The organism is Actinoallomurus acanthiterrae, assembly GCF_054775715.1.
Window position 1 is genome coordinate 10,085,150 of record NZ_BAAHCO010000001.1, and the last position, 22,615, is coordinate 10,107,764.

General features: G+C 68.5%; 21 protein-coding genes and 1 pseudogene. 13 read left to right on the plus strand and 9 right to left on the minus strand.

Annotation, left to right across the window (positions count from 1 at the left end):
- Positions 1–490: 490 nt before the first annotated feature.
- Genes ACYVF7_RS47560 through ACYVF7_RS47570 form a run of 3 tightly spaced genes read left to right on the plus strand, consistent with a single transcriptional unit; the run spans position 491 to position 3,170 of the window.
- The gene (locus tag ACYVF7_RS47560; protein WP_460358509.1) at positions 491–1,378 is read left to right on the plus strand and encodes a TauD/TfdA family dioxygenase; all 888 of its coding nucleotides are present in this window, start codon (positions 491–493) and stop codon (positions 1,376–1,378) included.
- Entirely contained in the window at positions 1,375–2,229 is an 855-nt protein-coding gene (locus ACYVF7_RS47565) for an HAD family hydrolase (protein ID WP_460358512.1), read from the plus strand. Before ACYVF7_RS47560 ends, ACYVF7_RS47565 begins: the two co-directional genes overlap by 4 nt.
- The gene (locus ACYVF7_RS47570) at positions 2,226–3,170 is read left to right on the plus strand and encodes a threonine ammonia-lyase (RefSeq protein WP_460352783.1); all 945 of its coding nucleotides are present in this window, start codon (positions 2,226–2,228) and stop codon (positions 3,168–3,170) included. The genes ACYVF7_RS47565 and ACYVF7_RS47570 overlap by 4 nt, the downstream gene beginning before the upstream one ends.
- A gap of 1 nt (position 3,171) precedes the next feature.
- On the opposite strand, the gene ACYVF7_RS47575 is transcribed toward ACYVF7_RS47570, so the two are convergent.
- The 3 genes from ACYVF7_RS47575 to ACYVF7_RS47585 form a co-directional block, all read right to left on the minus strand.
- Positions 3,172–5,865: an NACHT domain-containing protein gene (locus tag ACYVF7_RS47575; protein WP_460352785.1), complete on the minus strand. Its 2,694-nt coding sequence runs from the start codon at positions 5,863–5,865 to the stop codon at positions 3,172–3,174.
- 50 nt (positions 5,866–5,915) lie between these two features.
- The gene (locus tag ACYVF7_RS47580; RefSeq protein ID WP_460352787.1) at positions 5,916–6,587 is read right to left on the minus strand and encodes a hypothetical protein; all 672 of its coding nucleotides are present in this window, start codon (positions 6,585–6,587) and stop codon (positions 5,916–5,918) included.
- Positions 6,588–7,059: 472 nt separating this feature from the next.
- The gene (locus ACYVF7_RS47585; RefSeq protein WP_460352788.1) at positions 7,060–7,875 is read right to left on the minus strand and encodes an LLM class F420-dependent oxidoreductase; all 816 of its coding nucleotides are present in this window, start codon (positions 7,873–7,875) and stop codon (positions 7,060–7,062) included.
- Positions 7,876–7,984: 109 nt separating this feature from the next.
- Here ACYVF7_RS47585 and ACYVF7_RS47590 point away from each other — a divergent pair, with 109 nt between their 5' ends.
- From ACYVF7_RS47590 to ACYVF7_RS47605, 4 genes are all read left to right on the plus strand, one after another.
- The gene (locus tag ACYVF7_RS47590) at positions 7,985–8,425 is read left to right on the plus strand and encodes a hypothetical protein (protein WP_460352790.1); all 441 of its coding nucleotides are present in this window, start codon (positions 7,985–7,987) and stop codon (positions 8,423–8,425) included.
- Positions 8,425–8,589: a transcriptional regulator gene (locus ACYVF7_RS47595; RefSeq protein ID WP_460352792.1), complete on the plus strand. Its 165-nt coding sequence runs from the start codon at positions 8,425–8,427 to the stop codon at positions 8,587–8,589. Before ACYVF7_RS47590 ends, ACYVF7_RS47595 begins: the two co-directional genes overlap by 1 nt.
- Positions 8,590–8,620: 31 nt before the next feature.
- Positions 8,621–8,731, plus strand: coding sequence for a hypothetical protein (locus ACYVF7_RS47600; protein WP_460352793.1), 111 nt, complete (start codon positions 8,621–8,623; stop codon positions 8,729–8,731).
- A 61-nt stretch (positions 8,732–8,792) separates the two neighbouring features.
- Positions 8,793–9,458, plus strand: coding sequence for a DUF6461 domain-containing protein (locus tag ACYVF7_RS47605; RefSeq protein ID WP_460352795.1), 666 nt, complete (start codon positions 8,793–8,795; stop codon positions 9,456–9,458).
- Positions 9,459–9,495: 37 nt separating this feature from the next.
- Here ACYVF7_RS47605 and mnmA read toward each other — a convergent pair whose 3' ends face one another.
- Positions 9,496–10,587, minus strand: coding sequence for a tRNA 2-thiouridine(34) synthase MnmA (gene mnmA, locus ACYVF7_RS47610; protein WP_460352797.1), 1,092 nt, complete (start codon positions 10,585–10,587; stop codon positions 9,496–9,498).
- 130 nt (positions 10,588–10,717) lie between these two features.
- Here mnmA and ACYVF7_RS47615 point away from each other — a divergent pair, with 130 nt between their 5' ends.
- Complete coding sequence (locus tag ACYVF7_RS47615) at positions 10,718–11,341, plus strand: hypothetical protein (protein ID WP_460352799.1); 624 nt, start codon at positions 10,718–10,720, stop codon at positions 11,339–11,341.
- A 233-nt stretch (positions 11,342–11,574) separates the two neighbouring features.
- Positions 11,575–12,576 (plus strand): DUF695 domain-containing protein, encoded by a 1,002-nt coding sequence (locus tag ACYVF7_RS47620; RefSeq protein WP_460352801.1) that lies wholly within the window; start codon positions 11,575–11,577, stop codon positions 12,574–12,576.
- A gap of 10 nt (positions 12,577–12,586) precedes the next feature.
- Here ACYVF7_RS47620 and ACYVF7_RS47625 read toward each other — a convergent pair whose 3' ends face one another.
- Both ACYVF7_RS47625 and ACYVF7_RS47630 read right to left on the minus strand, forming a co-directional pair.
- A complete protein-coding gene (locus ACYVF7_RS47625; protein WP_460352802.1) occupies positions 12,587–13,741 on the minus strand; it encodes a cysteine desulfurase family protein in 1,155 nt (384 codons plus the stop codon).
- 64 nt (positions 13,742–13,805) lie between these two features.
- Entirely contained in the window at positions 13,806–14,498 is a 693-nt protein-coding gene (locus tag ACYVF7_RS47630; protein ID WP_460352804.1) for an SDR family oxidoreductase, read from the minus strand.
- Between the two features lie 70 nt (positions 14,499–14,568).
- Between ACYVF7_RS47630 and ACYVF7_RS47635 the strand changes: the two are divergent.
- Both ACYVF7_RS47635 and ACYVF7_RS47640 read left to right on the plus strand, forming a co-directional pair.
- Positions 14,569–15,155, plus strand: a pseudogene (locus ACYVF7_RS47635) (TetR/AcrR family transcriptional regulator).
- 32 nt (positions 15,156–15,187) lie between these two features.
- Positions 15,188–15,706, plus strand: coding sequence for a TetR/AcrR family transcriptional regulator (locus ACYVF7_RS47640; protein ID WP_460352805.1), 519 nt, complete (start codon positions 15,188–15,190; stop codon positions 15,704–15,706).
- 171 nt (positions 15,707–15,877) lie between these two features.
- Here the strand turns inward: ACYVF7_RS47640 and ACYVF7_RS47645 are convergent, their stop codons facing one another.
- Positions 15,878–16,588, minus strand: a complete 711-nt coding sequence (locus ACYVF7_RS47645) for a hypothetical protein (protein WP_460352806.1) — start codon at positions 16,586–16,588, stop codon at positions 15,878–15,880.
- 7 nt (positions 16,589–16,595) lie between these two features.
- Here ACYVF7_RS47645 and ACYVF7_RS47650 point away from each other — a divergent pair, with 7 nt between their 5' ends.
- On the plus strand, positions 16,596–16,988 hold the full coding sequence (locus tag ACYVF7_RS47650; RefSeq protein WP_460352808.1) for an MFS transporter: 393 nt from the start codon (positions 16,596–16,598) through the stop codon (positions 16,986–16,988).
- A 44-nt stretch (positions 16,989–17,032) separates the two neighbouring features.
- Here ACYVF7_RS47650 and ACYVF7_RS47655 read toward each other — a convergent pair whose 3' ends face one another.
- Positions 17,033–18,988, minus strand: a complete 1,956-nt coding sequence (locus tag ACYVF7_RS47655; protein WP_460352810.1) for a LamG-like jellyroll fold domain-containing protein — start codon at positions 18,986–18,988, stop codon at positions 17,033–17,035.
- A gap of 165 nt (positions 18,989–19,153) precedes the next feature.
- Between ACYVF7_RS47655 and ACYVF7_RS47660 the strand changes: the two genes are divergently transcribed.
- Positions 19,154–20,680 carry a glycoside hydrolase family 10 protein gene (locus ACYVF7_RS47660; RefSeq protein ID WP_460352811.1) on the plus strand — a complete coding sequence of 509 codons (1,527 nt, stop codon included), beginning with the start codon at positions 19,154–19,156 and terminating at the stop codon, positions 20,678–20,680.
- A 51-nt stretch (positions 20,681–20,731) separates the two neighbouring features.
- Here the strand turns inward: ACYVF7_RS47660 and ACYVF7_RS47665 are convergent, their stop codons facing one another.
- A complete protein-coding gene (locus tag ACYVF7_RS47665; RefSeq protein WP_460352812.1) occupies positions 20,732–22,615 on the minus strand; it encodes an N-acetylmuramoyl-L-alanine amidase in 1,884 nt (627 codons plus the stop codon).

Sequence of the window (22,615 nt, forward strand, 5' to 3'; positions counted from 1 at the left end):
GCCGCTATTCTCGAACTCCGCAGGACTTGGCGCACCGCAAGGTTATACGTCTAGCTTAATCCACTCAAGGTTTTCTCGTTGGCGCACAAGTCACCGAGGCTTCGCGGTCATCACGGCACCTCGATGCGAGTACGGCAAACGATCACCGCCGGCGATCGAAGGCTCAGCGATGACATCGCCCGAGTCACGGCGAATCCGAATAGCGCCCTTAATCGGACAGACCTATACATAGGTTAAGTGATAGGCTTAACCGCCTTGAGGGTCGAACTTCGCGGCGTAGATTGCTCTCAATTGATGCGGTACGCCATGCTTGCCGTCAGGTACTGAGAGATAAGGCCCACCGGGTTGGCGGGTAACGGGGCTCTCGCCCCGGGAGCCGGGTCCGCCCGCGGGGACGAAGCCGCCTCGTACCAGTCAGGAGGTGAGACTTGTGCTTCAGGTCGAGTTGACCCCGAGCGAGCGCGACCTCCTACGGTCCCTGGTGCGGGACGTGCTCGCCGCCGGAGGCCGAACCTACGATCTGTCATTCGTTTCACGTCTCGGGACGTATGCCCGCCGGGTCCCTGAGCGGCTGCTGGCAGAGATCGAGGCATTCCGAGTACGGGAGGAGGACGGAGTAATACTGCTTCGAGGGCTTCCGATACGTGATAGGGACCTCGGCCCGACCCCAGGACACTGGCGGGAGATAGTGACTGACTCCCCCGATTACAGCGACGTCCTGGCATTGTTGATCTCGTCTCTTCTCGGCGACGTCTTCGGATGGCGCTCCGAGCAGGACGGACGCCTCGTTCAGAACGTCGTACCTGTCCAGCATGATGAGTCCACACAGATCAACTCGGGGAGCCGGGAAGAGATCTGGTGGCATACCGAGGACGCACACCATCCATACCCCGCCGACTACCTGATATTACTCGGTCTACGCAATCTGGAGCGCGCGGCGACGACCCTCTGCCATGTCGTCGACACGGACCTGTCCCCGGCCCACCTGTCGAAGCTTAAAGAAGCGATCTTTACCTTTCGACCCGACCTGTCCCATATCGATGGCGAGTCCTCGCCAGCGACGTACCGGGTTCTGTCAGGCGAAACGACTTCCCTCCACGTACGCATCGATCCATTCTTCATGGACGTGCCCGCGGATCTCGACGCATCAGAGGCATTGAACGCACTGCGCAGTTGGATCGATGCTCGCTTGCTCGATGTGGTAGTGGAACAGGGGGATTGCCTGATCATCGACAATCTCACCACAGTGCATGGCCGTCGCTCGTTCCGGGCGGCCTACGGACCCACCGGGCGCTGGCTGAAGCGCGTCAACGTCGCTCGAGATGTGCGTCGTTCGGTCGTCGCCCGGCATGGTGCCGCAGGCCGGGTGCTGTCATGAGCTCACAATGGACCGGTCGGAGCGGCTTAACGTGGTCGCGCCGTTCGGCTCCCGGCCTGCTGGCCAGCGATGTGGACGGCACTCTGCTGCGGTCGAACGGGACCGTTTCGACGCGTACCCGAGCCGCGATAGCCACGCTGCACCGAGCATCGCTGCCGTTGGCTCTGGTCACTGGACGGGCGCCGCGGTGGCTGCCACCGGTGCTGGCCGAGACCGCGTTCGCCGGTAAGTATGTCGTCTGCTGTAACGGGGCTCTGTTGTACAGCTGCCATGAGCGGCGAGTGACCGCATCTCACCTGCTCGGTATCGAGGAGATCCGGGACCTGATCGATCGGATCGAAGCGATCGTTCCCGATGCGGGATTCGCCGTGGAGTACGGAGATCGCTTCGCCTATGAGCCGAGGTACGTTCCGCGCTGGGACATCGGTCTGCCCACGGTGACGCGGGTCCATGGCATCGAGGAACTGACCTCGCGAGCGGCAGCGAAGCTGCTCGTACGTCATCGCACCCTCACGATCGATGAATTGATGGACGTCGGCCGGTCGGCTGCGGCCGACCTGGCCATGGTGACCCATGGTTCGGGTGACGTCCGGTTGGAGATTTCAGCGCGGAACGTGGACAAGGCCACTGGCCTCGCGTTGGTCGCTTCTGAGCTGGGGGTTCCCGCCCATCGGGTCGCCGCGATCGGTGACATGCCGAACGACGTGTCGATGCTCGACTGGGCCGGATCGTCGTACGCGGTGGCGAACGCACACCCGGAAGTGCGCTGCCGTGTCGACGAGATTGTTCCCTCGAACGACGATGACGGCGTCGCGACGGTAATCGAGCGCTGGCTGGATCAGACACGATGAGCGTCGGTAATGCCGAGCTGGACGAGAGGCACCGTCACCATCAAAAGAAGATCGACCAAGCCGCCGCCCGGATTCGTGATCACATAGTCGTGACGCCATGTGAGCAGGTCACCGAGTGGCTGTGGCTTAAACGCGAGGACCTCCAGTTGGGCGGCTCGTTCAAGACGCGCGGCGTGGCCAGTGTGCTCTTGGACGCTCCCGACGATGTCCGCGCCCGCGGCGCGGTCTGCGTGTCGTCCGGCAACACGGCTCTCGCGCTGGCCCGCCTGTCGGGCTCTTGGGGCTTGCGGTGCCATGCGTTCGTGCCGGCGCATGCGGATCACCGGAAGGTTCGATCCATCGCCGAAGCCGGGGCGTCGGTCATCGTCTCTGGCGGATCCTTCGCTGATGCAACCGCAGCCGCGTACCGCTTCGCACAGGAGAAGAATCTGGTCTTCTGTTCTCCGGGCCGGACCTGGGCGTTCGCCTACGGCGTGGGAACTGCCGGCGCGGAGATTGCCCGCCAGCTCAGTGGGCTGGAGCGGGTCTATCTCCCGGTCGGCGGGGGTGGGCTGGCGACGGGCATCGGTTTGGCGCTATCGGCGCTGCCGCCTAACCGCCGGCCACGGTTGGTGGGCGTCCAGGTACGCGGGTCACCGTTCGTCTATGAGTTCTTTCATCATGGTCGGATCACCTCCACTCGAGGCGAAGAGTCAGTCGCAGACGCCCTCATCGGTGACCTGGAACCCGGGGCGACGATCCTAGAGGTGGCACGGGACGTGCTCAGCGACGTCATTCTGGTCTCCGACGCGGAGATCATCGCTGCGCAACGCTGGCTGCTCGACCGCGGCATATCAGTCGAGCCATCAGCCGCAGCAGGCCTGGCGGGTGCCATACGGACCAACGAGGGTGACCGAGGACGCTGCTGCGTGCTCCTGACGGGCACAATGGGCGACAGGTGACTCAGTGTTCTTGGTCGCGCCTGACGACGATCCGGAATCCGAGGTCCCAGTAGGCATTGCACGGTGGGTCGTCAGAGCGAAAGGAGACGTGGGTGGCCAAGGGCTCGCTGCTATACCACGAGCCGCCGCGGCATACCCGGTTCTCCAGTCCGTCGGTCGACTCGCGCTCGTCGGCGCTGTTCCAGGGGACCGACCGGCTGCTCACCCATTCCCATACGTTGCCCCCTAGGTCCTCCAAGGTCTGGGTGTCCTTACCGAAGGCGAAGAATCCGACCGGTACGGCCCCGAAATGCACGATCTTAGGCTCGGCATCGGAATCGGAATCGGCGAAGTCACGTACGACGCACTTCGAAGGCTCGAAGGAGTCGCCCCACGGGAAGGCACTACGACGTCCTGTATGGCGGGTACTGGCTGCCCACTCCCACTCCACCTCGGTCGGCAGCGAGACCATATCGGCGGCACCGAGCCTCCCCTGGAGTTTCAGCCGGTTCTCCAGCCAACGGCAATACGCTTGTGCCTCCCAATAGTTCACCCCGACCACCGGAGCGGTTGGCAGATTGAACCGCGAGTCACGCCAGTAGAGCGGGATAAACCGTTGCATGGTCCGCCGAGCGATCCGTTCCGACTGGTCCTTGGCGTAAGTGGCGAACTCGCGCTCGCCGAACTCCTTCTCGAAATGCAGGTCTTTCTGTGACTCCCAGAGCCGGATCAATTCGTCGAGGAAGACGGGATCCTGCGCCCGCCAGCGGGCCGCTGTCTCGGAGACCCACCACTGAGGGTTCATGTAACCGCCGTCCGCGACGAATGCGGCGTACTCGATGTTCATCACCGGAAACCGTGCCATCTCGAACGCCGCCGTCCTGACGTCGGCCTGGGGGCTGGAGAGCACCTGCTTTCGCCCGCGTACCGCCAGCGGCCTGGGCGTACCGACCCGGCCTCGGCCACCAGGCACCACAAGGAGCGACAGTGACTCGGATCGCAGCCTGCCATGCTCGTCGACGAAGCGTGGGTCACCAAGCCTGCTGACCGCACACAGCGCCCGCATGCGTGCGGCACTGGGCACGTTCAGGTTCGAGACGACGGCGAACAGGACGTTGACCGCCATGGTCCACAATCCGCTGAATCCCGGATCGTCCTGGTCCACAGCCGCCTTCTCATCCACGGCGGCGGCGAAGCCATACCGGCGCAACACCATGGCACCGACCTCGGCCAGCATCTCCCCGACGAGGCATGCGCCCTCTGTCGTGATCGCCAGCCGGTCTGGATCGATCACTGTCGTCAGGGAGCGCTCGGCCCGGCGCAGCAGACTCCGAGAGAGCAGCAGCATGTCGGTCAGCCCTTCGCCGGTCATCTGGGCGATGCTCGCCACGTACCCGAAGACCTCCTTCCAGGCCGACTGGAGGGCGAGTTCGGCCCGGTACGACCGATCCACATACTTAATGAGATGCTGGGCGGCGAGGTACTCTTGCAGGCTTTTGTGCGCGAAAGTGTAAGTTTGCGCTTCTCGCTGCTGGAGCAGGCCTGCCGCGTTGGTGCCGACGAGTTGCGCGACGTACGCGTCGGCCAGTTGGCCGAACTCCTCGTCACCGAGCGCTGAGCCGTCGGACTTCAGTGCCTCGCGGACATATCGCCGGAGTTGTTCCCGGGTCAGGCCCTGTCCAGTCACCTCACCCACGCCGTCCAGCATCTCGAACGCCAGTTGGCTGCCGAGTCGCTTGGCCTCATCCGCATCGACGATCGGCTCTGCGCGCCGCCCATCGGTGTCCCGCCACTGCGGATCGAGGAGCAGATACTCGACAGCGCGCTTGAGGAGAGCGGCCTTGCCGGGTTGGGTCTGCAGCGGCTGGGCTTCCACGACGCAGAGCACGGCGGCCAGTAGCGGGCTGCGGGCCAGCTCACGAAGCTCACCATGGGCGTCCAGTCGCTCGCGGGTCGCCGCCATGCGTTGCCGGGTCACACCGGGTCGACCGCTGGATGCTGAGCTGTACCAGTGCTCGACGTAAGTGTCGAGTTCGTCGTCGGTGAAGCCGGCGATCTCCAATACCGGCAGTGTCCCGAGAGACCTTTTCGAACGCTGCGTCATGTAGTCGTCGGTCCGACACGTGGCGAGTACTCGGTTACGGGTCGCCAGCACGGTGGCGTCAAGCTGACTTCGCAGCCTCTGCAGTTGGCTCGGGGCCACTTCGTCCAGACCGTCGAGGAAGAACCACAGTTGGCCCTGAACGCTCGCGGTGGCCAACACGCTCACGAGTTCCGGCGAGGACACATTGGGTAGACGGCGCAGGAGTTCCTCCATCGATGACCAAACGCCGTCCTGGTTGACCGTTGCCAGGGAAACCCGTACCGGTATCCATCCGGTGCCGCGGACGTTGGCCTCATACGCGTACAGGTGCGCCAGTCTCCGACAAAGCGTGCTTTTCCCGTAGCCGGGAGGGGCGGTGATCATCGTTTTCTTGAACATCGACATGTTGAGCGCAGCGTCAACCTGCAGGACGGATCGCTCGGACACGCTGCGACGCTCGCGTGGAGAGACGAACTTCGGCGAGCTTCCGAGGTCTGTGACGGAAACCGTCGGTGGAATCCACACGTCTTCCAGGCGCAACCGTTCGGTATTGACCCCTTGCGGATTGCCGAAGGTCAGATACTCGGTCTCGCTAATGACCCGACTAAGGTAAGCCGCGAGCTCTCGGCTCATGTCGAGACGTGGCCTGGGCTCTCGATCTGGCTCCAGGAACGCATCTTGTGTCACGGGCCCGCCCCCTCCCCCGCCGATGCCGCGATCGTCTGGCCGTTCAGGCGGATGGCATCGATGCCGACCAACGGGCCGGTCGAAAGCCGACGCCAGCAGTCACCGGCGTGATCGACGAAGTCCAGTTCACAGATCGGTTGATCGACTCCTTCGGGCGGGATCGCTGTACGAACCCGGCTGAAGCCGGGCGGGATCGGATCGAAACGACTGACATCGATCACACCGATCTCATCACCGGTGCCGGATTCTGTTACGCGAAGCGTCCACACCGAGATCGGCAGCGGTGTGAGGTTGTTGAAATTGAGATACCACCCGGGGGACGCCGTGTCGATATCATCGCGGAATGTGAGCCAGCAGTACACTCGCGTTCGTTCGCGCCTGTCCTCGCGTGTGATGTCCGCTCGCCAGGCCGCGTCCTGTTGCCGGATCTGGCGCAGCGCGACCATGATCGCCCCCACGGTGCCGATGCCCTGAACCCAGGTGGCTATGTCACCGAAGCGTTCATAGTCCACGGCACCGTATCCGAAAGGCCGAAGACCCCACAGGTTCAGCATCAGCAAAAGAATGACGATTGCGAGAAGCAGCAGCGTCCATAAGGGCGACCGCCAGTTCGCCCACTTCGGTACGTTCCGATTCCGCCGATCGGTATGGCGAACGTCAACACCCATCCACGCGACCCTTCTCGGGGACAACCGGCCGAACAGGGGAACTGAAGACGACACACGCCGTAATTCGGCTAAGCGGGTTTACGCCGATCCTATACGGACATCGCGTCGAGGCAAAGGGTACCGAGGCGATCCCTCACACCGTGACCTGCGCGCCATGGACCTTAAGCGCACTCGTCGTTCGAGTGAAGATCGAGATCTCGTCAATGCGATCTGGTTCGCGCGTCCGACGCTTGGGGAGAATCGATCAAGAGCCGCCGCATGGCGGGGGCCTCTTGATCTGTTCACGGCGGGCCCCCGCATCCGGGTGCCGGGAAGACGCACCACGGACCTTTTCCGGGTTGACCAGTTTTGTACGTACTTATCCCCGATCGCGGCTATCAGCCGAACTCCGATCCGCGCAGATAAGGGCGGTGGCCAAGGCCACCGCCCTTATCCCCAGCCGCCGGACGCGAATGCATCGTGGCGACCCCGCCTAATCGCTGATGAGCTCGGCCATCGTGTCGAGGCGGCGCAGGGTCTCGTCGGCGGGCTTGGTCGGCAGGAACAGCAGGATCTCGTCGACTCCGGCGGCGATCAGCTGGTCGACGACCTCGCGCTTGGCGGGAGTGGCGTAGACGGTGACCGGGACGTGGCGGCCGGCGCGCTCGCGTAGCTCCTTGACGCCCTCGGCGAGCCGGTCGACGTCCCCGGCGATCGGCAGCCAGCCGTCGCCGTACTCCAGGACGCGGTCGAACGTTTTCGGCCCCCAGCCGCCGACCATGACCGGCGGGGTCCGTACCGGTTTCGGCCAGGAGAACATCGGGTCGAAGTCGACGTGTTCGCCGTGGAACTCCGCCTCGTCCTTCGTCCAGATCTCCTTCATGGCGAGGACGCGCTCGCGCATGAGGTCCATCCGGGTCTTCGGGTCGGTGCCGTGGTCGCGCATCTCCTCGCGGTTCCAGCCGCCGCCGATGCCGACCGCCGCCCGCCCGCCGGAGATCAGGTCGAGCGAGGCGATCTCCTTGGCGAAGACGATGGGGTCGCGCTGCGGGATGAGCGCGATGCCGGTGCCCAGGGTGAGCCGCTCGGTGGCGACGGCCGCCGCCGTGAGCACGACGATCGGGTCGAGGGTCCGGTAGTAGACGCGCGGCAGGTCACCGCCGCCCGGGTACGGCGTCTTGCGGCTCACCGGGATGTGCGTGTGCTCGGCGACGTACAGCGACGCGAACCCGCGTTCCTCCAGCGCCCGGCCGAGGTCAACCGGTCCGATGCCCTCATCGGTCACGAAGGTCGATACACCGAATCTCATTCTCCGACCCTACGGCGATCCGGCGAGCGATCCCAGGACTCCGACTTTCCTGTGAGGAAAGTAGATGCTACTTTCCTTATAGGAAAGTAAGCCGTGAGAGGGGAAGCCGATGAACCCTGAGGACGCCCTGCGCGAGATCCGCAGCCGCGAGGACCAGACCACCGAGGCCGCCCTCGGCCCGGTGCCCCGGTGGTACCTCCTCAGCGCGACCCTCCTGCTGTGCGCCGTATGCGCCGTCCCCGACTACGTCTCCAGTCCACTGCCCTACCAGGCAGCCGGCAGCGCGCTGCTCTTCGCGCTCGGCGTGATCTCGAACCGGTCGCGTCGCGCACGGTTGCGCCGGTCCCGGTACACCAACAAGTCCGGGCTGCTGGTGCTGGCGATGATCGGCGCCATGATCGCGGTCTACGTCGTCCTGCGCGTCATCGCCGCGCTGGCCCATTTCTCGTACCCCTCCACCATCGGGGCGGTCGGCATGGCATCGACGTGGGCGCTGATGACGCCGTGGTTGAATCGGGCGATGAAGGCGACCCTGCGCCGGGAGCCGTGATGGAGGCAGGCTTCGACGAGTTCATCCACGTGCCGGCGAGACTGTCGATCGTGGCGCTGCTGGCCCCGGCCGAGTGGGTGGAGTTCCGCTTCCTCCGCGAGAAGATCGGGACGAGCGACTCGGCCCTGTCCAAGCAGATCACCGCCTTGGAGAACGCCGGCTGACGTCACGGTCCGCAAGGAGCGCTCCGGCACGGTGCGCCGGACCTCCGTACGGCTCACCGACCACGGGCGCACGGCGTTCGCGGCCCACGCCGCCGCACTGGAACGCATCGTCCGGTCCGCCCGAACTCACAGCCCGACGTGAGTGCTGGCCAGCGCCGGTCGATCTCGGCTGACTGTCGGCACGGCCTGTCACCATGGCCCGCATGACGGCAACCGACCTCTTGGCCCCGTTCCAGTGGCTCAACGTGCCCGAGAGCGAGGGTGGCGGCCGACTGGACGTGATCTTCAGTGTGGCCTTCTTCCGCGGGCTCGATCCAGCGGAGGTGGTGCGCCGCTTCAGTCTCGGCGAGGACTCCGGCCAAGAGTCGGACTTCGGCGCACTCAACGAGAAGGCCGGCGAGTTCGTCAACGAGACCGCGGGCGGGGATGGCGGCGGCTACGTAGGCGTCTTCCAGGCCGGCGAGTGGTGCGTGGCCATTGAGCCCTGTGGCTGGATGGTCACGCTCCACGAGGTGGTGACCAAGCTTTCGCGGGGTTGCGAGGTGCTGGCGGTCACCCGGCACGACTACGCCGCGGAGCACAGCTTCGAGTACGCGATCGACGGCACGATCGTCACCGGCTACCGGCTGCGGCACCCGTACGAGCGTTACGGCTCCGACCCTGACCGGCTCAACGGCTTCATGCTGGAGCTGGGCATGGGGCTGGACGAGCCGGAGAATGACGCCGCGCGGGACGCCGCCTGGGAGGACAACTACGACACCGCCGTACCAAGAGGCTTCGCCCTGGCGGCGAAGGTCACCGGGGTGCCGTTCACGCCGGACATGCTCGGCCGCCCGATGCTGGTGGGGCCTATCGAATTGCGCTCATGAGCCTGGGATCCGCCGCGCCGGCGGCGGCCGGCCTGGGTCAGGCGCTCCGCTGCAGGGCCGCGTCGGCGAACGTCGCGGTGATGGTCGCCGAGCCGAGCACGCGGTCCCCGTCGTACAGCACCGCCGCCTGCCCCTTGGCCACGCCACGCGCCGGCGCGCGCAGCGTGATCCGCAGCACGTCACCGTCCAGGACCGCCGTGCAGTCGTGCACCTCGCCGTGCGCCCGGAGCTGGACCTGGCAGTCGTACGGCGCGGTCAGCGGCTCGGCGAGCCAGACCGGCCGCTCGCCGTGGATCTCGTGGACGTCCAGGGCCTCACGGGGCCCGACCGTCACCGTGTTGTCCACCGGCGAGATGTCGAGGACGTAGCGCGGCCGGCCGTCGGGCGCCGGGCGGCCCAGCCGCAGGCCCTTGCGCTGGCCGATCGTGTACGCGTAGGCGCCGTCATGCTCGCCGAGGACCTCGCCCGACGTGTCGACGATCCGGCCCTTCTCCGCGCCGATTCGATCGGCCAGGAACCGCTGCGTGTCGCCGTCGGCGATGAAGCAGATGTCGTGACTGTCCGGCTTGTCGGCCACCGAAAGCCCACGCCGCTCGGCCTCCCGGCGCACCTCCGCCTTGGTGATGTCGCCGAGCGGGAACATCGCGTGCGCCAACTGCTCGCGCGTGCACACCGCCAGGACGTACGACTGGTCCTTGCCGAGGTCGACGCTCCGGCGCAGAACTCCGTCGGCCAGCCGCGCGTGGTGGCCGGTGCACACCGCGTCGAAGCCCAGCGCGAGGGCCTTGTCCAGCAGCGCCTGGAACTTGATCTTCTCGTTGCAGCGCAGGCACGGATTGGGCGTACGGCCCGCGGCGTACTCGGCGACGAAGTCCTGGACGACGTCCCGGTCGAACCGCTCGGCCATGTCCCACACGTAGAACGGAATGCCGATCACATCGGCGGCCCGGCGCGCGTCGCGGGCATCCTCGAGCGTGCAACACCCCCGCGCGCCGGTGCGGTACGACTGCGGGTTGGACGAGAGCGCCAGGTGCACGCCGGTCACATCGTGCCCCGCCTCGGCGGCACGGGCGGCGGCCACGGCGGAGTCGACACCGCCCGACATGGCGGCGAGTACGCGAAGAGTCATGACCTCAACGAGGGTACGCGCTCCCACCCCCTCCCCGCCCAGCCGTCCCGGACGACATACCGGGACGAAGAGGGAATGCCGACTGCGATCTGTAGCGATCCACACACGATACGTGTTCACATCGTCTACGGTGCGCCACGTGGAATCCTTTGCATACCTGGACGAGGCCGACGCCGAACCGACGCTCGCCCGCCCCGGCCTCTACCTCGTCGCGGCGGCGATCATCGAGCCCGCCCACCTCACACAGTGCGAAGCACTGCTCCGCGCCCTCGTGCGAGAAGAAGACGTGGACTCCAAGGGACATCGGCGACTGCATCTGTCGCGCATAAAAGACCGGCATCGCAAGCACGAGCTCGCGGCCCTGCTGGCGAGTCTGCGCGGGACGCGCTTCGCGGTCGGCTGGACATCGGGGTACGCCGATCCCAAATCGCGAGAGCGCATCCGCGCCAAGATCCTCTGGGAATTCCTTCCCCACCTGGCGGCGAAGGAGGATGCAGGCGGCATCTTGCTGGAACAACGTGAAGACGCGAAGCTGCGAGCCGCCGACGCCCGTACCATCGGCCGACTACGCGACGGCGGCTTTCTGGACCTCACCCTCCCGGTCGACCAGGCACCGGCGTCGACGGCTCCCGGCCTCTGGATGGCAGACGCCGCAGCGGCGGCCTGGCGGCGCGATCTCGTCGAAGGCAAGGACAACTGGTCGAGGTGGTACGCACCCCACACCAACTTGATCGAGGTGACCTGCCGGCCCTGAACGCGCGAAGCCGGGCTCCCGGCTGTGCGGGGGTTCCCGGCTTCACTTCCGAACCCCGATGAGGTCGGCTAGTAGTCATAGGTTCGCGCATAGCGGCACACCTGTCAAGTCGCTCCGTATCGAGTCAGTCACGGTGAGCGATGGCTGTCCTACCCGCGCTCCGAAGATCTCGGTGGGGAAACGGGCGTGCGTAGTCTGGAACGGTGACCGTCGGCCGTACGATTGGCCGCACCATGGGAATCTTCCGACGCTCTCCAGGAAATCCGTCGCCCAACGCCGCCATCGCCCGGTTCTGGGAGTGGTGGCCGGAGGCTCGGGAACGGCTGGACGGCGGCGTGCCCGAGGACGTCGCCGAGCAGATCACCGAGCATGTCGAGGCGATGCACGCCGACCTCGAGTGGGAGATCGGTCCGGGGCCGAGCCTGACGGTGAGCGGCGGCGGTGTGGGTGAGCTGCGCGGCATCGCCGAGCGCTGGTATCGGGCCGCGCCCGACGACGGCTGGGAGTACCGCCCGGCGCGGGCCGCCGATCCGGACATGCTGGACGGCAAGCTTCAGCTCGAAGACCACGAGTTCGACCTCACCTACGTGAAGACGGGGCTGCGGGCGGATGCGCGCCGGGCGCGCGTCGACGTCACGGCGTATCACCCGGACTTCCTGTTCGTTCCCGAGGAGACGCAGCTCGCTCTCACGTACCGCGTGCTGGACTGGGCGCTGGGCGAGGACGACGTTGCGCGGTGGGTCGGCGACGTCACGGTCGTCACCGATGAGCCGATGGACGCGCTGCCGCCGTCGATGCTGTCCGCGGTCGTCCAGCAGGTCGCGGCGCCGTTCTCCGAGCCGGCGTGGCTGACCGGCGAGGGTCGTACGCCGCTGGGTCACGCCGCCCGGGTGGCCGTGCGCTTCCCGCTGCACCGGCAGGACCATCCGCTGTGCGACCTGTACGTCGCGGTGGCGCTGCCGTACGCGCACGCCAACCCGGATCGGCTGCCGGTCGAGCCGTCGGCGTCGGCGCTGCGGGAGTTCGAGAAGTCGATCGAGGCGATGGGCGGGCGGGCGGTCCTGGCCGCGCACGAGAGCGGCGACGGGCGGCGGGTGTTCCACCTGTATGTCGATCCGGAGTCCAGCGTGGTCGCGGAGCTGGACCAGCTCGCGGCGGCCTGGGGCGAGGGCCGGGCGAAGGTCTCCTCACAGCCGGACCCGGCGTGGGAGGTCCTGGAGCCGTACCAGCCCTGATCCGTACGGCTCAGGCGGTGCCGGCGCGGCGGGCGCGTTCGACGACGGGGCCGATGGCCTCGGCTACGGCGTCGATGTCGGCCTGGGTGGTCGTGTGGCCGAGGGAGAACCGCAGGGAGCCGCGGGCGCGGGCGAGGTCGGCGCCCATGGCGAGGAGGACGTGGCTGGGTTCGGCGACGCCGGCGGAGCACGCCGAGCCGGTCGAGCACTCGACTTCCCGGGCGTCGAGCAGCATCAGCAGCGCGTCGCCTTCGCAGCCGGGGAAGGACAGGTGCGCGTTGCCGGGGAGCCGGTCCTTCGGGTCGCCGTTGAGCACGACGTCGGGCACGGCCGTACGGACGCGGTCGATGAGGTCGTCGCGGAGCCGTGCGAGGCGCTCGGCCTCGGCGGTGCGGCGGGCCACGGTGACGCGGATCGCGGCGGCGAAGCCGGCGATCGCGGCGGTGTCGAGGGTGCCGGATCGTACGTCGCGTTCCTGGCCGCCGCCGTGCAGGACGGGGACGGGGTCGAGGCCCTTGGCGAGCAGCAGGGCGCCGGCGCCGACCGGTCCGCCGATCTTGTGCCCGGTGATGGTCATGGCGTCCGCGGCGAAGGTGACCGGAAGCTGGCCGACGGCCTGGACGGCGTCGGTATGGAACGGGATGCCGTGCTCACGGGCGATCGCGGCGAGCTCGGCGACCGGCTGGATGGTGCCGATCTCGTTGTTGGCCCACATGACGCTGATGACCGCGACCGTGCCGGGGTCGCGGTCGACGGCGGCCCGGAGGGTGTCGGGCTGGACGCGGCCGTCCGGGTCGACGGGCAGGTGCTCGACGGTCGCGCCCTCGTGGTCGGCGAGCCACTGGGCGGAGTCGAGCACCGCGTGGTGCTCGATGGCGCTGACGAGGACGCGGGTCCGGGCCGGGTCGGCGCTCCGGCGGGTCCAGAAGACGCCCTTGAGGGCGAGGTTGTCGGCCTCGGTGCCGCCGCTGGTGAAGATCACCTCGCTGGGCCGGGTGCCCATCGCCTCGGCGATGACCTCCCGCGACTCCTCGACGACGCGGCGGGCTGCGCGGCCGGACGCGTGCAGCGACGACGGATTGCCGATGCGCGAGAGCTCCGCGGTCATCGACTCGATCGCCTCGGGCAGCATGGGCGTGGTCGCCGCGTGATCCAGGTACACCATGGCGAGATCAGCCTATCCGCGCCGCCGCCGGCGGGCCACGGCGGTGCGGACAGGCCTTGGAGACTCAGAGGGTGAGGCCGCCCTCGCACTTGAGCACGGTGCCGGTGACGAAGCCGGCGCCCATGAGGTAGCGGACCGCGTCGGCGATGTCCGCCGGGCGGCCGACCCGGCCGGCGGGGGTCTGCTCGGCGAAGGCGGCGAACTGCTCGCGCCGCTGCTCCTCCGGGAGGAACGACCACCAGGGCGTGTCGATCACGCCCGGCGAGACCGCGTTGACCCGGATCGGCGCCAGCTCGGCGGCCAGGGGCGGCACGGCCCGCTCCAGCGCGCCGTTGACGGCCGCCAGGCCCGCCGTGCCGGGCATCGACCCCTGGGCGCTGGCAGCGGTGATGAAGGTGATCGAACCCTTCTCGGCGATCGTGTCGAGGGCCGCCTGCGCGGCCAGCAGGTGGGGGAAGAACTTGCCCTCGAAGCCGGCGCGCAGGTCGTCCATCTTGAGGTCGCGCAGCGCTCCGCCGCCGCTCGCGCCGCTCAGCGCGAGGACCAGGTGGTCGAACCGCCCGTGCCGGGCGAAGAACGCGCGCACGTCCTCTTCGGACCGCCCGTCCACGGCCTCGGCCACGGCGACCTTGTCCGCGACCGCCTCCAGCTTCTTCGGGTCGCGTCCGGTGACGAGCACCTCGTCACCGTTCGCGGCACAACTCTCGGCGATCGCCTGCCCGATGCCCGACGTACCGCCCATCACGATAACGCGCATGATGTCTCCAAATATCTAGACGCTTCGTCTCGTAATATATTCGAGACGCTGAGTCTTGTAAAGTGAACCCATGAGCGACGACACCCGGCGGCCCGGACGTCCCCGCAGCGAGACGGCCCGGCTGGCGATCCTCACGGCGACGCACGACGAGCTTCTCGATCGCGGCTACGGCGAGCTGACGATGGCGGGGATCGCCGCGCGGGCCGGCGTCGGCAAGCAGACGATCTACCGGTGGTGGCGCTCGAAGGCGGAGGTGGCGCTCGACGCCCTGCTGAACGTGGCGTCGGAGGGCATCCCGATCCCCGACGAGGGCGACCTCGAGGCCGACCTGGACGCGTTCCTCCGCCGTACGTTCGGGCTACAGGAGCAGTCGCGGCCGATCCTGATGGGCCTGCTGGCCGAGTCGCTACTCGACCCGGAGTTCGCCGAGGCGTTCCGCGACCGCTTCCTCGCCGGCCGCGCGCGGCGCTGCGCACGGTGCTGGAGCGGGCCGTGGCCCGCGGCGAGATCTCCGCCGACGAGGACCTCGGGCTGCTGCTGGACGTGGTGTACGGCCTGCTCTGGTACCGCATGTTGTTTCAGCACGCCCCGCTGAACGACGCCGCCGCCCGGGACATCACGGCACTTATCGCGCGGTCTGTCCGTATTGGGGAATAACTGTACCGTCCGGACGGTATAGTAGAGATGTCATGAAACGAGATGCCCTCCTTGATGCCGCCGAGGCTCTGCTCTGTGAGCAGGGCACCCAGGCGCTCACGCTGTCCGCGGTCGCCGAGCGCGCCGAGGTCAGCAAGGGCGGGCTGCTCTACCACTTCCCCAACAAAGAGGCCCTGATCAGGGGCCTGGTGGAGCGGCTGATCGAGGAGTTCGACGCGCTGATCGCCTCGTACGAGACCGGCGGCCCCGGGTCGTACACCCGCGCCTTCGTGGAGGCGAACCTCGCCGTCGTCATGGACCGCGACCACTCGCGGCTGCTGCGACGATGGGCGACGGTCAGCGCGGCCGCCGCCGATCCGGCGCTGCTCACGCAGCTCCGCGAGGCGATGCACCGCTGGCACGGGGACCCCGGCGACGACCCGGATCCGGTCGCCGCCCAGGTCGCGCGGCTGGCGGCCGAGGGGCTCTGGGAGGTCGTGATGCACGACCCCGAGCTTTATGACGAGGCGCAGCTGGAGACGCTGCGCCAACGGCTGCTCGCCCTCCTGTAGCGGCCACCACCACCAACGACCGAGCCGGCGCCCGATCGGGTGCCGGTCCTTCCGTGCGCAACACGGCACACAGAATGAGGTGAAATCATGACGTCTCGCGTCCTCGTCCGGGCCCGCCTGGGCACCGTGCTGACGTTCGCCCTGGCCGGCATGCTCTGCGGAGTCTGGGTGTCACGGACGCCGGCCCTCGCGGACAAGTTCGGGATGAGGGAGGGCGATGTCGGCGTTGCCATCCTGGTCTGGGGGATCGGTGCCATCATCGCGATGCAGGGGCTGCGAGGCGTCATGGCACGACTGGGCGGCGCCGCGGTCCTGAAGGTCGCCGCGCCGCTGACGGCGGTCAGCCTGGCCCTGGTCGGGCTGGCGCCCACCAAGGCACTGCTGTTCGTCGCGGTCGCGCTGTTCGGGATGGCCTTCGGGCTCACCGACATCGGCATGAACGCCCAGGCCAGCGCCGTGGAACGGTCCTACAAACGGCCCATCATGAACGGCATGCACGCCGGGTGGTGCGCGGGCGGCATCTCCGGCGGGCTGATCGGCTCCCTCAGCGCCTCGGCCGGACTGTCGTTCGCCGAGACGCTCGTCGGCGGCGCGATCCTCGCCCTCCCCCTGACGATCGTCCTCGGCCGCACCTACATCCCCGACACCGCGGCCGCCGCCGGCGGCAAGGGCCGTGCGCGGCTGCCGCTCGTGGTGTACCTCATCGGCGTGCTGGCGTTCGTCGCCTTCATGATGGAGGGCACGATCGCGGACTGGAGCGGGCTGTACCTCAACCGCGAGCTCGGCGCGACGCAGTCGGTCGCCGCCCTCGCCTACCCGCTGTTCGAGGCCGCCATGCTCGCCGGCGCTGGTCGGCGACCGGGTCCGCGCCCGGCTGGGCACCCGGCGGATGCTGACGTACGCGGGTCTGGGCACGGCGGCCGCCATCACGGTCGTGGTCCTGGCCCCGGCGACGCCGGTCGCGCTCGTCGGCTTCGGGCTGGTCGGGCTGGCGGTCTGCACCGTGATCCCGACGATGATCTCGGTGGCCGGCTCGGTGGTGCCCGGCCGGTCCGCCGCGGCGGTCGGGCAGGTCGGCGCGATGGGCTACGGCGGGCTGGTGCTCGGCCCGGTGGTGATCGGGTTCCTCGCCGACGCGGCGTCGCTGCGGGTCGGGCTGAGCCTGGCGATCGTCCTCGCCCTGTTCATCGCGGCCAGCGCCCGCTTCGTGCCGACCCGCCGTCTCTTCGCGGTGGCGGCGGAGCGCGACGTGGAGCCCGAGCCCGTACGGCTCGCCGCCTGATCCACTGAAGCGGGTCGGGGTGGCCACCCCGACCCGCTTCTGCGCTACCGGCCCGTGCCGGCCGGCATGAATCGGCCGACCGGCAGGGCCCGGTCGACGACGCGCACGTCGCCGACCCAGCCGTGCAGGATCTGGTCGATCTTCCCGCCGTACTCGTAACCGCCCAGCAGCCACTGCAGGCCGACCGTCGCGATGCCGGTCGCCTTCGTCGACGGATTGCGGACGACCGGACAGCCGTCGACGTACATCGTCGTGTGGCTTCCGTCGTTCACGACGGCGACGTGCCACCACGTCCCCAGCGGCAGCTCATGACCCCAGTTGGTCACGGAGCCGTTCAGGTTCTGCGGGTAGATACACCACTGCAGCTCCCGGTCGGCGGACAGGCTGAGCGTCGCGACCGGCTCATCCGGGTCGCCGCCGGTCTTCTTGGCCTCACCGCTCATGCCCCACCGGCTCAGCAGGGCCGCCCAGCCGTTGCGGTCCCCGTTCCAGTCCGCGGGCAGCTTGAAGAACGCCTCGACCGTGTACCCGGACGCGAACGTGGCGGAGTTCAGCGGCGCGGACGCGGCCGTCTGGAGGTAGGAGCCTTTCAGGGGAGCCTTGTCGCCGCCGAAGTAGAGACTGCCGTGCCCCGGCTGGTCGGGGTGGTACTCGGCGGACCAGGTCAGCGCGCTCGCGGGGGTGCCGGGCACGGTGACCTTCGTCAGGTCGTTCCCGTGGCCGGAGAGGTCGGCGACCCGGTCGGAGTCGGCGAACGGGGCGCCGTCCTTGCGTGAACCGTCGAACCGCCAGTACGCCACGGTGCCCGGGATGAGCATCGCGGACGCCGGGCGCGCCGGCCGCGGCGGCACCGGCGCGAACCCGGCGAACCGCTCCGCGAAGTCGATCGGCACGGAGAAGTAGTCGTCCGCGCTGGTCAGCTCGATCTCCTGGCGCTCCAGCTCGTTCAGGTCCTTGGCCGCCTGGCCGAGGATCCACGGGGAGATCGTCTCGACGTCGATGGTGTTCCGGGCGAGGTCGAACCGGTAGAGCCGGATCATCGCGGCACCGCCGTAGTAGCGGTTCTGGTAGTTGGTGATGTGCAGGTGGACGTCGTTGCCGGCCTTGTTCTTCTGCGTGGTGCGGGCGGCGGGCCAGTAGTGCCCGTTCAGGGTGAGGAAGATCTGGTCGTTGTCGGCGATCAGGTCGTCCCACAGCCGCCGGCCGTAGTCGGAGAACCGCGCCTCCTCGCCGGGGTTGTCGGCGTAGACGATCTCGTGGGTGGTCAGGATCACCGGCGTCCGCGGATGCCGCTTGATGACCTGGCGCGCCCATTCGACGCCGCCGTCCGACGTCCGCCAGTCCAGCGCGAGGACCAGCCACTCCCGGCCGGCGGCGCGGAACACGTGGTACGTGTTGTAGCCGTCGGCGGTGGCCCCGCCGAACGTCGGCGACTTCCGGAAGCGCTGCGGACCGAACGTGTCCAGGTAGGGCGTGCTCCCCCGCTGGTCGTCGGTCGAGGACTTCACGTCGTGGTTGCCGGCGAGGACGCTGTAGGCGACGGACCTGCCGTCCAGGGTCTGGAACGCCTTGCCGATCTGCTCGAACTCGTTCTTCAGGCCGTTCTGGGTGAGGTCCCCGAGGTGGGACATGAACACGATGTTCTCGTCCCGGCCGTTGTCCAGGATGTACCTGAAGGAGGCCTCGATCGGTTCGGGGTGAATGCTCTGGTCGTCGAACAGGTACTGGGTGTCGGGCATCACGACGAACGTGAACCGCGGGTCGTCCGTGTCGGGACGCAGGGGCCGTCCCGCGTCAGTGCCCTGCGGCGCGGTCGCCGCGGCGGCGGGCGGTGCGCCGGCGACTCCGATCGCGGTGCCGACTCCGGCGAGTCCGGCGTAGTTGAGGAAGGAGCGGCGGCTGCTCCCGAGCTGTGACGCGTCGGGCCGGGGGTGGGTCTTGCACAAGGTGGTCTCCGTGGGGTCGGGCCAGTCGACGGGCACGCTATGGTCGGCCCGCAAAGGCACACCTCGATCACCCGTAACGACCGCCGAACATCCGCTGAACAGGGGATTCGCCCCTTGTGCGCCTCGCGGTCCGACCTGCCACGACGACACGCGAAGTGAATCATTTACATCGATCAACTAGTGATCGTAAGTTCTCTTCAAGAACCTGAGGAGAGCCGCATGGTCCTTCGCCACGTCCTGTCCCTCGCCACCGCCGCGCTGCTCGGCGGCGCACTCGCCGCCGGGCCCCTCGCCGCCCCCGCCGGCGCCCGTACCCGATCCTGCTCCGCGCCCGCGACGGCCCAGCGCCGGCTGCGGGGCGTCTGGATCGCCTCCGTCACCAACATCGACTGGCCGTCCTCCCCCGGCCTGCCCGTCGCCCGCCAGCAGGCGGAGTACGTCCGCCTGCTGGACAACGCCGTCGCCCGGCACCTGAACGCGGTGTTCGTCCAGGTACGGCCGACGGCCGACGCGTTCTGGCCGTCCCCGTACGAGCCCTGGTCCCAGTGGCTGACCGGCACGCAGGGCAAGGACCCGGGGTACGACCCGCTGGCCTTCCTGGTCCGCGAGGCGCACGCGCGCGGCCTGGAGTTCCACGCGTGGTTCAACCCGTACCGGGTGTCGATGAAGCCCGACCCGAGCCTGCTCACGCCGGACCACCCGGCCCGCCGCCATCCCGGCTGGGTGCACCCGTACGGCGGCAAGCTCTACTACGACCCAGGCATCCCCGCCGTCCGCCGCTTCGTCGAACGCGCGATGCTCGACGCGGTGCGCCGCTACGACATCGACGGCGTCCACTTCGACGACTACTTCTACCCCTATCCGAGCGGCACCGCGGACTTCCCCGACGACGCGACGTTCGCCCGGTACGGCTCCGGGTTCGCCGACAAGGCGTCGTGGCGGCGTCACAACATCGACCTGCTCGTACGGAAGATGGACCGCCGGATCCACGCCCTCAAGCCGTGGGTGAAGTTCGGGATCAGCCCGTTCGGCATCTGGCGGAACAGGACCTCCGACCCCGAGGGCTCGGACACGAACGGCACCGAGTCGTACACCGCGATCTCGGCCGACACACGCGGCTGGGTGAAGAAGCGGTGGATCGACTACATCGCCCCGCAGGTCTACTGGTACATCGGGTTCACGATCGCCGACTACGCCAAGCTCGTCCCGTGGTGGGCCCGGCAGGTCGACGGCACGGGCGTGCAGCTGTACATCGGCCAGGCCGACTACCGGCAGGGCGCCGCCGGGCAGGCCGCGCCCTGGCAGGACCCGGCCGAGCTGTCCCGGCACCTCACGTTCGACCAGGCGTACCCGCAGGTGGCCGGGGACATCCACTTCAGCGCCAAGGACATGGACGCCGACCGGATCGGCGCGGTGAGCCGCATGGTCGCCGACCACTACGCCCGCCCTGCGCTGGTGCCGCTCATGCCGCGGCTCGGCGGGCACGCCCCGCACCGGCCACGGCCCGCCGCCGAGGGCTCCACGGTCACCTGGCGCCCGGTCCGAGGGGCCGCGCGGTACGCGGTCTACCGGTTCGACGGCCCGGCCGCCGGATGTGACCTCGACGAGGCCCACCGGGTCGCCGTGACCGGCGGCACGTCCTTCACCGACGGCACCGCCGAGCCGGGCAGGGCGTACGTCTACGTCGTCACCGCCCTCGACCGCCTCTGGCACGAGAGCGAGGGGACGCCCACCGGGCTCCAGTGACACGAAACCGCCGTGACCTCCCGATCCGGAGGTCACGGCGGTGCGCGCGGATCAGCTGACGGTGGAGACGGTCACGTCACCGGCCTTGACGAAGTAGGCGCGGTGACCGAACTGGATCTCGTAGTACTTCGTCGAGTCCTTGACGAGGACGTGCTTGGAGACGTCGTAGTTGACCGCGTGGTAGTACTCGCCGGTCTCGCTGCCGAGGAGGGCGTACTTCTGCCCCGCGGCGACGGTGTACTTCAGCGGCTCGGCGACCCTGTCGGCCGGCGGGGTGACTCCGAGCTTGGCCGGGTAGGCCATCCCCCAGATCTGCGCCCCCTTCTTGAGGGTGACGATCTGCCCCGGCGCGGCGACCGCCCTCCGAAGGGCCTTGGAGTTGTAGAACCACGCCTTCTGCCCGAGGTACCAGATCGCCGTCCAGCCGCCCTTCTTCTCGGCGACCGCGTAGGTCTGGCCGGTCGACGCCCGCGCGGAGTGGTCGTAGACGCTCGTCGTCGCCTTGCCCCCGGTGCTGGGGTGCGCGCCGATGTCCTTGACCAGCGACGCGGTCTTGCTGGGCCCGGTGCGCAGCATGATCGACGCACCGCCGTGCGACGGGCACTTGGCCGACGGGTGTGCGGAGTCGCAGCCCGTGTACGCCCACTTGTTCTTGGCGTAGTTCGGGAGGATCATCAGCCGGCTGTGGATCGTGGCCGCGCCCTTGAGCGGCTTGCCGAGCAGGCTGAAGTAGTGCGCCCAGTCCCAGTACGGGCCCGGGTCCTGGTGCATCTCGGAGACGGCGCTCATGGCCCGGCCGGGCACGTTGTCGTGGCCGAGGATGTGCCCCCGGTCCAGCGGGACGCCGTAGGTCGCGGCCAGGTGGGCGACCAGCTTCGCCGAAGAGCGGTACATCGCCTCGGTGAACCACGTGCCCTTGGCGACGTAGCCCTCGTGCTCGATGCCGATCGACTTCGAGTTGATGTACCAGTTCCCGGCGTGCCTGGGGAGGTCCTTGACCCGCACGTGCTGGGCGATGTGCCCGTCCTTCGAGCGGATCGTGAACTGCCATGCCAGGTAGGTCGGGTCCTGCACCGACTGCACCGCCGACGCGTACGACGACTCGGTGTCGTGGATGACGATGTAGTCGATCTTCTGCTGGGCGGGCCGGTTCGCCTTGTCGTGGTTGCCGTACTTGCTGGGGTCCTTCGGGTCCAGCTGCTTGTACGGCGCGGGGATCCACTGGCACTTCAGGCTCGCCGGGCAGTCGGTGGCCGCCGCGGCGCTCACGTCCTTGGCGGCGGCCGGGGCCGCCTTCGGGTCGGCGGCGAGCGTGACCTTCTGGCCGTCGTCGGTGGTCCGGGTCTCGCCGGAGCGGATCACCGAGAAGACCTCGTCGGCGAACCAGGAGCTCCCGCCGTAGCGGGTGACGGCGGCGTACCACTGCGCCGGGTCGGCGCCGAGCGGCTTGTGCGCGTCCCGCTGGTACTTCGCCAGCAGCGCCGCGCCGCCCGCGATGTTGGCGACCGGGTTGATTCGCAGCTTCCCGACGTCGACGCCGGTCAACTTGGCCGCCTCCGGCAGGGTCTGGGGGTCCGAGGCCGCCGCGGCGGTCTTCGGCGCGGCGGCGGTGCCGAAGTCGTCACCGCCGCCCTGCTCGATGCCCTTTCCCGAGGCGGCGGCGACCTGGGTCAGGTGCATCGGGCCGTACCCGCCGCTCACGCTCGGCAGGCCGTCGTTGGTGTCCCACCGCGACTCCAGGTACGACACGCCGAGCAGCACGCTCTCCGGCACCTTGTACTTCTTCGCCGCGGCGGCGAAGGCCGCCTGCCGTGTGGGCGAGGACGAGGACTGCAGGCCCGCCGATGACGAGGACTGCTGGACATAGACGGCGCCGGCGGCGACGGCCGCCACCAGGGCGGCCCCCGCGCCGATCGCGCGACGTCGGTTGGACAT